This is a genomic window from Novosphingobium rosa NBRC 15208 (genome assembly GCF_001598555.1).
GTDB classification, from domain to species: domain Bacteria; phylum Pseudomonadota; class Alphaproteobacteria; order Sphingomonadales; family Sphingomonadaceae; genus Novosphingobium; species Novosphingobium rosa.
The window spans coordinates 46,753-58,527 of record NZ_BCZE01000003.1; the positions used below are offsets into that span (position 1 = coordinate 46,753).

The following is an 11,775-nucleotide window of genomic DNA, read 5'->3' on the forward strand; positions in this document are numbered from 1 at the left end:
TTGAAAGATCAGAACTTCTTCGAAACCTCCACCGTCAGGATGCGCCCCAGAATGTTGTGGGTGTTCAGATCCACCGCCGTGGGCAGCCCGTTCTGCGTGTTCAGGCTGTTGAGCACGATGGGCGGCGCCTTGTCGGTAAAGTTGCGCGCGCTGATGGTCAGGCGCGTGCCCGCGAACATGCTGGTGCCATCCACCTTCGGCGTGAAGCTGAGGTTGAGATCGAAGGTGGTCCAGGCCGGCACGTTCTGGTTGGGCAGCTTCACGCCATTCACCGTCGGCGTCTGGTTGTTGAGATAGCCGCCGATGTAATTGGCCGCGATGTTGCCGTTGAAGGCCCCCTTCTCCAGCCCCAGCGAGAAGCGGCCCCGCTTGCTCACCTGCTCGCCGATGGTGTCGAGCGCATCATACATCGGCGCGCCGGGCAGCAGATTGCGCTTGAGCTTGAGAATATCGGTGAAAGCGCCATCCACACTGACAATCGCGAAGTTCAAGTCATGCCGATAGTTCAGCGTGAAATCGAGCCCGCTCTGCTCCACCCGGCCAAGGTTCAGCGTGGCGGCATTGAGGATGCCCACCAGCTGGCAGTCATTCGCCGTGGTCGGAGGGTAGCTGCCCGGCGCGTTGAGATAAGGCAGATAGGCCGGATTGTAGGTGGCATATTGCGGCGTCCCCGGATTGCCATTCACCGAGCCGTTCACGCAGCCCGCAGGCTGCGGCGCCACGGTGAAGAAGTTCTTGTAAAGCGCGTAATTGGCCGGGCTCGACAGGGCGATGGCCGAATTGGGCAAGGTCGCGATACGGTCACGATAGTTCACGCTGTAGAAGGTGACGCCGAACTTCAGCCCCGGAATGTAATGCGGCGCATAATCCGCCCCCAGCGAGAAGACATTGGCCCGCTCGGGCTTCAGAGGCGTGAAGCGGAAAGTGGAAACCAGCACCAGCGAGGTGCCGTTCGAGGTGTTGCTCACCGGAATGGTGGGGTCGTTCAGATTGTTGGCGATAAAGGTGCGGTTGGCCGCGCCCACCACATTGAAGCTCGATTCTGCCAGCGTCGGCGCGCGGAAGGATGTGCCGTAGGAGCCGCGCAACTGCAGGTCGTCGATGGGCTTCCAGGTCAGGCCGAACTTGGGGTTCAGCGTCGAGCCGAAATCGGAATATTTGTCGTAACGCACCGCGCCCGACAGATCGAGCCGCCGGAAACCGGGGATCGCATTGTCCGGCCCGAAAATCGGCACATAGGCCTCGCCGAACAGCGAATAGACGTTGCGATGGGTGGAGGTGTAGCGGAAGGTCGTCAGCGTGGTGGTGGGGTTGAGCGTGTAGTCGGATTCCTGCTGGTAGTAGGTGCGCGTCCATTCGCCGCCGATGGCGATGCGCACCTTGCCGCCGGGCAGGCGGAACAGGCTGCCGTCGATCTTGGGCAGGAAGTCATACATCTCATTGTGGCTGTTCTGGATGAACACGCCGAAGATGCCATTGGCCCCCGCCTGAGTGCCCTGCTGATAGGGGTTGAACAGGGAGGCGGTCGTCGGTCCGGCGATGGTGCTGGTGAGGATGGTGTTGGGCTGGGGCTGGCACACCGCGCAGCCCGTCGAGGTGCCCATCCCGCCCGAAGCGGTGAAGCGCAGATCGCCCACCAGCCCGAGGTGATAGTCGAAGAGCACGTTACGCGTGTTCTCGAAATCATGGCGGTCCAGCGCGCGGCCCGGATTGTTGAGGCGGAAATTGTAGACCACCGATTCACTGCCGGTGCCCAGCCCCGCCACATAGTATGGGCTGGTGGAAGGAATGGCGACGGCGATGTTCTGGAACGCCCCGTCGCCCCCGCCGATGGCATCATTGGTGCGGCGGTTGAACATGCCGGTCAGCGTCAGATCGCCATAGGTGCCGAAATCCTGCTGGGCGCGCACCACCACGCTGTATTGCGCGCGGCCCGTGTAGTAATCGGCGTAATCCGACAGATCGGTCAGCTGCGGATTGCCCTTGAGCGCCAGCACCTCCGCCGTGGTCGGCGTGCGGCCATTGAGGTTGGCGGGCAGGCCATAGATCGTGTTGCCCACGATCAGCGCGCCATTCGGGCCCACCGAATTGAAGACCGTGCCCTGCAAGCGGCTGTCGAGCCCGCCATAGCGGCTCAGATCGGCGCGCAACTGCGGGATCGTTCCCTGAATGACCGGCGTGTTGCCCTTGTAGCTGGCCGCCACCACAATGCCGCCGCCATCCCATTTGCGCCCGAACACGCCATCGACAGCCTGCTCGTCATAGATGGTGTGGGTGTAGTGATAGGTCAGCTCCGCGCCATTGAAGGGGCGGCGGAAGATGTAATTGACCACGCCCGCCACCGCATCCGAACCATAGACCGCCGAGGCGCCATCGGTGACGACCTCGACCCGCTCGATGGCGCCGAAGGGGATCGTGTTGGGATCGGGGATCAGGTTCTGTACGCCCTGCGTGACGGTGCGGTGCCCGTCGAACAGCAGCAGCGTGGCGTTGTTGCCAAGGCCGCGCAGATTGACGCCGCCCGAGCGCCCGCCGGTGTTGGCCAGCGTCGTGCCCTGCGAGGAGCCCTGCGGCATGTTCGAGATCAGCGATCCGGCATCGCGCACGCCGGATTGCACGATGTTCTCCCGCCCTATGTTGACTGTGGCCGACCCCACCGGCGCCACGCCGCGAATGGCGGTGCCGGTCACCACGATCTCGCGGTTCTGCTGCTCGGCATCGGCGGGGGCGGTGTTGGCGCTGGCGGGCAGGCCTGCGGAAGGCGCGGCAACCGGGGGCGTTTCAGACCGGGCGGCATCGGCCTGCGCCCGCGCCGCGCCCGGCACCGCCAAAACCGAAACAACGGCAAGAACCGATGCCCCCCAGATCATGCTGGAACCCTTGATCGACATGGTCTCACTCCCCCTTTGGCAGGATCGCTGACCGCTTGATCGAGAGTGCCCCTCGCCCGGTCGCGCCTGTTTGGCTGTTGGCCTTTATCCTAGCCGCCAAATTCACCCAGACCATGCCCCAGTGACTTGAACCACCCGGGCCAGTTCAAGCATTGTTCTTCATTTTCATGAGGTTGATCGATGGATGTTCACTTCCAGCCAGAGAACTTGTACATCACCAGTCCATCCGGAGGCGGCCAGCGCGCCATCGCCTCCACCGATCGCAGCAAGAGGGGCCGGCAAGAAAATCTTCATCTTTTTGCCATCCCTTCGCGCTACCCGAATGCAGCAGTTTTGCCGGCCACCACAGCAGGGGAAATGACAAGACTATGAGCATCTTGCGTCGCTTGACGGGCTCGCGCCCGGCGCCCCAAGCCAGTGCGTTGCAGCTTGATGGCCCGCTTGCGCAGCGGCACCGCCTGCGCGTGGTGGGCGAAGGGCCCGACCTGCTGGTTTTTTCCCACGGGCTGGGCACGGATCAGACCATCTGGAACCCCATTCTGGAGGGCCTGCCGGACCGCTATCGCGCCGTGCTGTTCGACCTGCCCGGCGCCGGGCCGCTGCTGCCCGATGATTTCGATCCCAAGGCCTATGACACGCTCGACCGCTTTGCCGAGGATCTGCTGGCGCTTTTTGCAGAGGTGGGGATCACCCGCTGCCGCTATGTCGGCCATTCGGTGTCCGGCATGATCGGCGCGCTGGCCGCGATCAAGGCGCCCGATCTGTTCGAGCAACTGGTCTTCCTCAATGCCTCACCGCATTACCTCAACGACAATGACTATGTCGGCGGTTTCGAGCCGGAGGATATCGAGGGGCTGCTCCTGCGCATGTCGGGCCATTACGAAGGCTGGGTGACCGGTTTCGCCCCGCTGGCCATCGCCTCCGACCTGCCCGAGGCGATCCGCGAGTTCACCGCCGGCCTGCTGGCCATGCGCCCGGATGTGACGATCCAGATCGCGCGCACCATCTTCCTCTCGGATGTACGATCGAGGCTGGGCAAGCTGAAGGTGCCCACCGTGCTGATCCACTCCCATGGCGATATCGTGGTGCCCGATGCGGTGGCGCATTATCTCAGCCGCGCGATCAAGACCAGCCGGCTGGTGTGGATCGCGGCGCGCGGACACCTGCCGCATCTCTCCGCGCCCGAAGAGATACGGCGGGTGCTGCACGTTCACCTGAGCTGAAACGCGCGGCTAGGCCGCCTCCAGCGCCTGAGCCAGATCAGCGATGATATCGTCGGGATGCTCGATGCCGATCGACAGGCGCACAGTGGAAGCCAGCACCCCCATCCGTTCACGCATCTCCAGCGGCACGCCGGAATGGGTGTTGGTGGCCGGATGGCTGGCGAGGCTTTCCGTGCCGCCAAGGCTCACCGCCAGCTTGAAGATCTGCAGCGCGTTGAGGAAACGGAAGGCCGCCTCCAGCCCGCCCGCAATGTCGAAGGAGAAGGTCGATCCCGCCCCGCTGCATTGCGCGGCATAGGTGCGTTGCGCAGGCGAGCCTTCGGGAAAGAAGGCCGGATAGGCCACACGCTCGACCTTGGGATGATCCCTCAGGAAAGCGGCGACAGCGGTGGCATTGGCGTTGGCCCGCTCCATCCTCAGGCCCAAAGTTTCCAGCGAGCGGCTGAGCATCCAGCAGCTGTGCGGATCGAGATGGGTGCCGAAAGCGCCACGCAGCATGCGGATCTCGCCGATCACCTTTGCGGAGCCCAGCGCCGCCCCCGCCACCAGATCGCTATGCCCGCCGACATATTTGGTGAGCGAGTACAGCGAGATATCCGCCCCATGCCGCAAGGGATGCTGAAACACCGGCCCCAGCAGCGTGTTGTCCACCGCCAGCAAGGCGCGGCTGCCCTGCTGCTTTTCCAGCTCGTCACAGATGCGGCGGATCATCGCGATATCGACGAGGCTGTTGGTGGGATTGGCCGGGGTTTCCACCAGCACCATCGACACCCGGCCCAGAGCGGCGGCCTGCTGCGCCGCAGCCCGCACCGCCTCCTCGCTCAGCCCATCGGCAAAGCCCACGGCCTTGATCCCGAAGTTGGCGAAGGTTTTGGCCAGCAGCGTTTCGGTGCCGCCATAGAGCGGCTGCGAATGCAGGATCACATCGCCCGGGCGCACGAAAGCCAGCAGCGCCGTGGTGATCGCCGCCATGCCGGAGGAAAAGACCAAACCCGCCTCGGCCCCCTCATGGATGGCGAGGCGATCCTCGACGATCTCGGCATTGGGGTGGTTGAAGCGCGAATAGACAAGGCCCCGCCCCTGCCCCGCAGGAGGCTCCTTGCGGCCGGAGGCATAGTCGAAGAAATCGCGGCCATCCTCGGCGGTCGGGAACACGAAGGTGGAGGTGAGGAACACCGGCGGCTTGACCGCCCCTTCCGAAAGCGCCGGATCATAGCCGTAATTGAGCATCTGCGTTTCAGGATGCAGCTGATGGCTGCCGATATGGGTCTTGCTGTCACGGGGCGCGGTCATCCGGGTTCTCCTCGATCACGGGCTTTTTGTCATCCGTCTCCGGGGGCGAGCGTAACAGCAATCGCGCAGCAGGTTGTGGCGAAAATTTCCCTGTTTTGGAAAGAAGTTACCCCACGGAACAACCCAGCGTAAGAATACGACAGCCTATGAGACAATCCGAGTCGGCTCTGCTCAGCGGATGTAGAACTCGACCGGCACAACCAGTTCGATGGTTTCGCCCGGCCTGTCCTCGGGCGGCCTGGGCAGCGGCTGCGCGCGTTTGGGCAGGCTCAGCGCCTCGCGGTCAAGATCGGGGACGCCGCTGGACCGCTCGAGGCTGACCGACAGCACCTTGCCCTGACGGTCCATCACGAAGCGGATATAAGGCACGCCCTGCTGATGGCGGGCCATCGCGCCCATGGGATAATGGCGCTTTTTGCTGAGCTGCATCAGCACGCGGCCTTCCCATGTATCCGGCCCGTTGCTGGCGATGCGGGGAGCCGGCGGCGCGGGGGTAGTTTTGGGCGCGGCGGTATCGGGCTCCTTCGGGGCGGGCTCGGCCTGCCTGGGGACGATCACCGGCACCGGGGCGACAACCGGCGAAATCGAGACCTTCATCGGCGGCAGCGGATCGACCTGCACCGGCTGCCGGATCGCCACCTTCTTCTCGACCGGTCTGGGCGAATCCTTCGCCTTGGGCGGCGTTTCGGGGGGCGAGGCAGGGGCCTGCGCGTTCATCACCGTCAGCGCCTGAGGCGGCGCAGGTTTCACAAACGACACCGAGATCGAAAGCAGCAAAACCCCCGCCACCACGCCATAGATCGAGGCCGTGGCGGCAAGGCTTTTCCAGCGGCCGCCCGCAGCGCCATAATCGCGGCGCGGGGCGGGCGTGTAGCAGATCTCCGAGGCAGCAAGGCGCGGGATCTCCGGCACGCCGAGACGGTCGGCCATCAGCAGATCGTCGATACGGCGCAATCCGGAAGCAGAAGAAGTCATCACAGCACGTCCACCAAGGCCCGACCCGCGCGGCATATCAGAAATGAGACCGCCTCGCATTAGCCATTCAACAAGGAGACGTTTGAGCGGCTGGAATTTTCAAGGAAGTGAGGAAAAAATCATGCGAGGGTCATCACCCTCGTGCTCCCTTTACTGTCCGCGTCGCGCATCGGGTTCGGCGGCAGAGCAACGTCGCAGCGCCGCAGGCAGGGCTTGCGGCGGGGCGCGACGATGCGGCACGAGGGCCTGGAGAGATACGACCAACAAAGGAGACCCCTCGCATCTTTCCTAAGGTCTCCTATCTCTTACTGAAACAGCAATACCCCTGATTCAAGGCACACGCGATCGATGAACACCCAGCGCCGCTCATTCCTGACCTCCAGCGCCGCCCTGCTGGCCGGAGCGCTGACCGCCGGACGAGCGCTGGCGGGCCAGCCCATCCCGACCAGCCCGGCCACGCCCATCCCCGTGCCGCCCGGGCCGGGGCGCACCACCGATCTCAACTCGCGCCGCCCCGCGCCGGGCGACCGCAAGTTCACCAGCCCCGCTGTCGAGGAACGCATCAAGCAGGTCTCGGCGCAGATCGCCGACCCCGAACTCGCCTGGATGTTCGCCAATTGCTATCCCAACACGCTGGATACCACCGTCCGCATGGGCACGGTGGACGGCAAGGCTGACGCCTTCGTCATCACGGGAGACATCCCCTGCCTGTGGCTGCGCGACAGCAGCGCTCAGGTCTGGCCCTATCTGCCGCTGGCCAAGGGCGATCCGCAGCTTCAGACGCTGTTCAATGGCTTGATCGCCCGTCAGGCGCGCTGCCTGCTGATCGATCCCTACGCCAACGCCTTCATGCAGGATCCTGCGGCGCGCACCAGCCTGTCATGGGCGCAGGGCGACCGCACCGACATGAAGCCGGGCGTCGCCGAGCGTAAGTGGGAGCTGGATTCCCTGTGCTGGCCCCTGCGTCTGGCCGCCGGATACTGGCAGGCCACCAAAGACAAGCGCCCCTTCGACAATCTCTGGGCCGATGGCGCCCGCGCCGCGCTGCGCACCATGCGCGAGCAACAGCGGCTGCAGGGCAACGGCCCCTACAGCTTCCAGCGCCTCAACAACGGCAACGCCACCGAAACGCTGATGTTGGGCGGCTATGGCGCGCCCAGCCGCAAGGTGGGACTGATTCATTCGATGTTCCGCCCTTCCGACGACGCCTGCACCTTCCCCTTTCTGATCCCCTCCAACCTCTTTGCCGCCAGCGCTCTGAAAGGGCTAGCCAAGGTGGCTGCCGAGGCGCGGGGCGATATGGCGCTGGCCCGCGATGCCTCGGCGCTGGCCGCGCAGCTGGACCGGGCGCTGCTGCGCTATGGGCGGATGGCCGGGCCGGGCGGATCGCAGGTCTGGGCTTATGAGGTCGATGGTTTCGGCAATGGCTTCTTTATGGATGATGCCAATGTGCCGGGCCTGTCGTCACTGGCCTATCTGGGGGCGGCGCCCCGCAATGATCCGCTGTTCCGCCGCACCGAGGCGCTGGCATGGTCCACGCGCAATCCCTATTTCTTCAAGGGCAAAGCCGCATCCGGGATCGGCGGGCCGCATGCCGGGCTGGGCATGATCTGGCCGATGTCGCTGATCATCCGCGCCCTGAGCAGCGACAGACCCGCCGAGATTCTGAACCTGCTGCGCAGCCTGCGCGCCACCCATGCCGGCACCGGCTTCATGCATGAAGCCTTCAGTCAGGATGACCCCAAACAATACACGCGCTCATGGTTTGCGTGGGCCAACAGCCTGTTTGGCGACCTGATTCTGGATGTGGCGCGGCGCTATCCCACGCTGTTGGCGCAGAAACTGGGATAGAATGTCTTGCCGGGCAATCAGAAAAGCGATCTTGCTAATGAGATTGACTCGCAAGAAATTCCCTTCTAGGCCAGCGGGAGGGCCGCAAGCACGGTCCTTCCCACCCCCCTAGCACTGGCGCCGGAGGCTCTATGTACCAATTCCTCGATCGCAAACTCGATGAACTGGACGCCGCATCCCTCTTTCTGCTAAGGGAAATTCGCGAATGGGTCAGTTCGGTGCAAGCCGGGCGCTGCCCCTGCCGGACAACCGCACGCAATTTCGCCACAGTCGGGCTGGAAAGCATCGCCGAGGATTTCGGCATGGCGCTCTTCACGCTCAACAGCGATGGGTTGCAACAGCTGCAACTTGCAAAACCGGGCTGTCTGGCCGTAAGGGACGATGAAGCGCGGCTGCTCGCTCTGTTTCAGAGCGCGGCGGACGGCGATGGTTACCGGCTGCAACAGCTCGCGGCAACCCTGGTCGAGGAACCGGCCATGGCGCGGCTGATGCAATCAGTCTCCGTTACCGCCGCGCATATCGCCGCTACCCATGTTTCTACCCGATTCGACTGAACGGAATTGTCCTCCCATGAATGTCCAGGTCCAGCAGCCGCGCCTTCTTGAAGATCTGCCCAATTTCCACACCGCCACCGTGCGCTGGGTTCGCCACTGGAACGAGCACCTCTTCAGCTTCGGCATCGAGCGCCCCGCCTCGCTGCGCTTCCGCTCGGGCGAGTTTGTGATGGTCGGGCTCGACAACGGTCCCCGCCCGCTGATGCGCGCCTATTCGATCGCCAGCCCGGCCTATGCCGAGGAGCTGGAGTTCCTCTCGATCAAGGTGCAGGACGGCCCGCTGACCTCGCGCCTGCAGAACATCCGCGAGGGCGATCAGGTCTATCTCTCGCGCAAGCCCACCGGCACGCTGGTGTGCGACGCGCTGCTGCCCGGCAAGCGGCTGTTCCTCTTCTCCACCGGCACGGGGCTGGCGCCCTTCCTTAGCCTGGTGCGCGACCCCGAGGTCTATGACCGCTTCTCGCAGATCGTGCTGGTGCACTCGGTGCGCCGCGTCAGCGATCTGGCCTATCATGACGAGCTGACCGCCCAGCTGGCCGATGATCCGCTGGTGGCCGATCAGGCGCTGCTGCAGTTCCATTACGTGCCGACCGTGACGCGCGAGCCCTTCCGCAACACCGGCCGCATCAACACGATGATCGATGACGGCAGCCTGTTCGCCGCGCCGCTGACCGGCCCGGCCAAGCTCGACCCCGAGAATGACCGCGTGATGCTCTGCGGCAGCACCGACATGATCCGCGATTTCGCCCGCATGCTCGACGAGCAGGGCTTCGAGGAAGGCTCGAACGCCAAGATGGGCAGCTATGTGATCGAGCGCGCCTTCGTGGATTGATGCTCTGGGCCCCGCGGCCCGGTTCGACCGACAGAACGACGGAGGGGTGGCCATGCCATCCCTCCGTTTTTCGTTTATGCAGGGCTGAAGCCTGCGCGAACACCCTGCCCTTTAACGCCCCTTTTGCCCCGCCAAGAAAACCGATTGACAAGGAAGCGGACTAGGCATTTCATACGTATCCATTCGGGAGCGCTTGCCTGAGCCGTCGCAAAAGACGGCCTGCGCAAGCTGGGGAAAGGAAGGCTGTCATGGTCTTGCAAGCACTTGTTTCGGAAAACATTGTTGGGCTCTGCCGCGTGCTGGCCGCAACGCTGGTGTGCTGGTCTTGGGGGACCGGCTTCAGGCTTCTGGTCGACTCGGAACGCAAGCCGGTGCTGCATCCGGCTCTGCTGGTCACCGGCTACGGCCGCTACTGACCCTTCGGCAGGCGACACAAACAGTCAAAAGGCGCAGAACTGCGGGGGCGGTTCCGCGCCTTTTGCGCTTTGGAACCGGTTGCTCCTGAGGCGCAGCCACCCTCATTCACACGCCAGAGCGCCCAATAACAAAACCCCGTCCCGGAGGTTCAATCCGGAACGGGGTTCGTTGTATCGGCAGGGATCAGAGAGCCCCGGTCATGCCATCAACGGCAAAGGACCGGGAAAACCCCCTCCCCTTAACCCGTCTTACTTGCCGCCTGCCTTGTTGGCGACCTGCACCAGCCACAGCTGAGCCACGCCCGAACGCGGGCCTTCCACAGCAGTGAAGGCAGCCTTGGCGCCGGCATAGTCAGCCGCGTCATAGAGCGCGATGCCCAGACGGGTGTTGAGCAGCGCCTTGTCGGCATCGGGCTTGGTCAGCGCCAGCTTGTACATTTCGGCAGCCTTGGCGGGCTGCGAGAAGCCGAGATAGGCGTCGCCCGTGCCTGCGATCAGCACGGTCTTGGCGTTGGCGCCGCGCGCGCTCTTCTCCAGCTCGGGCAAGGCCGCCCTGTCGGCATTCATACGGCCCGAGGCGATGCGCACCGCATCGGCCACGAAAGGCGTCGCCGCCTTCAGCTTGCCCGCGGCGATGCCCTTGTCGGCAGCAGCCTTGACCTCGGCGGGGTTGCGGATGGGATCGGCGGCCTCGATGTAGTCGAGGTAGTCACGCTCGGTCTGCAGGGCGTCCAGACGCGACTGCAGGCGCAGCACGTCCAGCGTCTCGGGCAGGCCGTACTTGTGGGTGTCGCGCACCACGGCGGCGGCCAGCGCCCAATTGGCGGGCGTGCCATAGTCCTGAGCCAGACCGGTTGCGAAGAAGGTGCCATATTCGGGGTTGGTGGTGTCTTCCGCACCGCCCAGACCGCGGCGATACCAGGCCTCGTCCACCTTCACGCCGCTGGCGCGGGCATGCTCGATGACGGTCTTGAGCGCAGCCAGACCCTGCGGGATGTTCTTTTCCTGGAAATAGGTGTCGGCGGCCAGGATCTCCAGCTGCACGTCCTTGTAACCAGCGGCCTGAGCCGCCGCGACGCGGGCGCGCACATCGGCGAAGTCCTTGGCGTCATAGGCGAACTGCGCGGCATAGACGTTCAGCTTGCCGACCATGTCGGCGGGCGCCTTGCCGCTGTCCAGCTCAAGGATGATGCCCTTGCGCTGCAGAGCGGTGTCCTTGGCGGCCAGACCGATCGCCACGAGCAGGCCACCGGCGCCGAACTTGTCGTCAGGCGACTTGGCGGCGGCGATCAGCGGATCGACCTGCTTGACCAGATCGGGCACGGCAGCGGGATTGTCCTTGGCCTTGGCCACAGCGGTCTGCAGCGGGCTGGCCACCTGCAGGAAGCCCGGCGAATACTGGGGCTGACCGCCACTGGCCTTCTCCTTCGCCGCGAAAGCGGGCGAGGAAACGCCGAGCGAGGACACCACGCCCAGCGACAGGGCAGCGGCCATGGCGACACGCGCGAGGAGCGGTCCACGCTGGCGCGAGCTGGTCCGGTTCATGCATTCAACTCCTGTTATGCCCCCGGCCTGCGCACCCTGCGCAGCCAGGCAGAATTGGTAACGGCTTAATCCTGTGCAAAATCGACAAAGACCTTGCCTGTTCCGTTTTAGTGCAAGGGATTCGCCAGATTGGCAACCGGGGAATATGTCGACCATGGCGACTGAACCCCATTTGAACCCGCCCCGTCGCACCGC

At 64.3% G+C, this 11,775-nt stretch carries 10 protein-coding genes; 6 read left to right on the forward strand and 4 right to left on the reverse strand.

Translation table 11 applies throughout. From position 1 onward, the window contains the following. Positions 1-8: 8 nt before the first annotated feature. On the reverse strand, positions 9-2,891 hold the full coding sequence (locus tag SR3_RS01620) for a TonB-dependent receptor plug domain-containing protein (protein ID WP_068079987.1): 2,883 nt from the start codon (positions 2,889-2,891) through the stop codon (positions 9-11). 180 nt (positions 2,892-3,071) lie between these two features. On the opposite strand from SR3_RS01620, the gene SR3_RS31760 reads away from it, so the two are divergent. Further along, the gene (locus tag SR3_RS31760) at positions 3,072-3,263 is read left to right on the forward strand and encodes a hypothetical protein (RefSeq protein ID WP_169805537.1); all 192 of its coding nucleotides are present in this window, start codon (positions 3,072-3,074) and stop codon (positions 3,261-3,263) included. Then, positions 3,260-4,114 (forward strand): alpha/beta fold hydrolase, encoded by an 855-nt coding sequence (locus tag SR3_RS01625; protein ID WP_068079989.1) that lies wholly within the window; start codon positions 3,260-3,262, stop codon positions 4,112-4,114. Before SR3_RS31760 ends, SR3_RS01625 begins: the two co-directional genes overlap by 4 nt. A 9-nt stretch (positions 4,115-4,123) precedes the next feature. Here the strand turns inward: SR3_RS01625 and SR3_RS01630 are convergent, their stop codons facing one another. Next, complete coding sequence (locus SR3_RS01630) at positions 4,124-5,407, reverse strand: cystathionine gamma-synthase family protein (RefSeq protein WP_068079991.1); 1,284 nt, start codon at positions 5,405-5,407, stop codon at positions 4,124-4,126. Between the two features lie 171 nt (positions 5,408-5,578). Further along, positions 5,579-6,382 (reverse strand): energy transducer TonB family protein, encoded by an 804-nt coding sequence (locus SR3_RS01635; protein ID WP_068079993.1) that lies wholly within the window; start codon positions 6,380-6,382, stop codon positions 5,579-5,581. A 348-nt stretch (positions 6,383-6,730) separates the two neighbouring features. Between SR3_RS01635 and SR3_RS01640 the strand changes: the two genes are divergently transcribed. From SR3_RS01640 to SR3_RS31055, 4 genes are all read left to right on the forward strand, one after another. Then, the gene (locus SR3_RS01640; protein WP_068079995.1) at positions 6,731-8,233 is read left to right on the forward strand and encodes a glycoside hydrolase family 125 protein; all 1,503 of its coding nucleotides are present in this window, start codon (positions 6,731-6,733) and stop codon (positions 8,231-8,233) included. A gap of 131 nt (positions 8,234-8,364) precedes the next feature. After that, the gene (locus tag SR3_RS01645) at positions 8,365-8,787 is read left to right on the forward strand and encodes a hypothetical protein (RefSeq protein ID WP_068079997.1); all 423 of its coding nucleotides are present in this window, start codon (positions 8,365-8,367) and stop codon (positions 8,785-8,787) included. A gap of 16 nt (positions 8,788-8,803) precedes the next feature. Further along, a complete protein-coding gene (locus SR3_RS01650; RefSeq protein ID WP_068079999.1) occupies positions 8,804-9,619 on the forward strand; it encodes a ferredoxin--NADP reductase in 816 nt (271 codons plus the stop codon). A gap of 248 nt (positions 9,620-9,867) precedes the next feature. Beyond that, positions 9,868-10,035: a hypothetical protein gene (locus SR3_RS31055; protein WP_157098576.1), complete on the forward strand. Its 168-nt coding sequence runs from the start codon at positions 9,868-9,870 to the stop codon at positions 10,033-10,035. Positions 10,036-10,284: 249 nt separating this feature from the next. On the opposite strand, the gene SR3_RS01655 is transcribed toward SR3_RS31055, so the two are convergent. After that, complete coding sequence (locus SR3_RS01655; RefSeq protein ID WP_068080001.1) at positions 10,285-11,580, reverse strand: hypothetical protein; 1,296 nt, start codon at positions 11,578-11,580, stop codon at positions 10,285-10,287. Positions 11,581-11,775: the final 195 nt, after the last annotated feature.

Excerpts from the sequence above, each read along its gene's own strand:
- SR3_RS01630 (WP_068079991.1), bottom strand. The coding sequence starts at position 5,407 with ATGACCGCGCCCCGTGACAGCAAGACCCATATCGGCAGCCATCAGCTG.
- SR3_RS01620 (WP_068079987.1), bottom strand. The coding sequence starts at position 2,891 with ATGTCGATCAAGGGTTCCAGCATGATCTGGGGGGCATCGGTTCTTGCC.
- SR3_RS31760 (WP_169805537.1), top strand. The coding sequence starts at position 3,072 with ATGGATGTTCACTTCCAGCCAGAGAACTTGTACATCACCAGTCCATCC.
- SR3_RS01635 (WP_068079993.1), bottom strand. The coding sequence starts at position 6,382 with ATGACTTCTTCTGCTTCCGGATTGCGCCGTATCGACGATCTGCTGATG.
- SR3_RS01655 (WP_068080001.1), bottom strand. The coding sequence starts at position 11,580 with ATGAACCGGACCAGCTCGCGCCAGCGTGGACCGCTCCTCGCGCGTGTC.
- SR3_RS01625 (WP_068079989.1), top strand. The coding sequence starts at position 3,260 with ATGAGCATCTTGCGTCGCTTGACGGGCTCGCGCCCGGCGCCCCAAGCC.
- SR3_RS01650 (WP_068079999.1), top strand. The coding sequence starts at position 8,804 with ATGAATGTCCAGGTCCAGCAGCCGCGCCTTCTTGAAGATCTGCCCAAT.
- SR3_RS01640 (WP_068079995.1), top strand. The coding sequence starts at position 6,731 with ATGAACACCCAGCGCCGCTCATTCCTGACCTCCAGCGCCGCCCTGCTG.
- SR3_RS01645 (WP_068079997.1), top strand. The coding sequence starts at position 8,365 with ATGTACCAATTCCTCGATCGCAAACTCGATGAACTGGACGCCGCATCC.
- SR3_RS31055 (WP_157098576.1), top strand. The coding sequence starts at position 9,868 with ATGGTCTTGCAAGCACTTGTTTCGGAAAACATTGTTGGGCTCTGCCGC.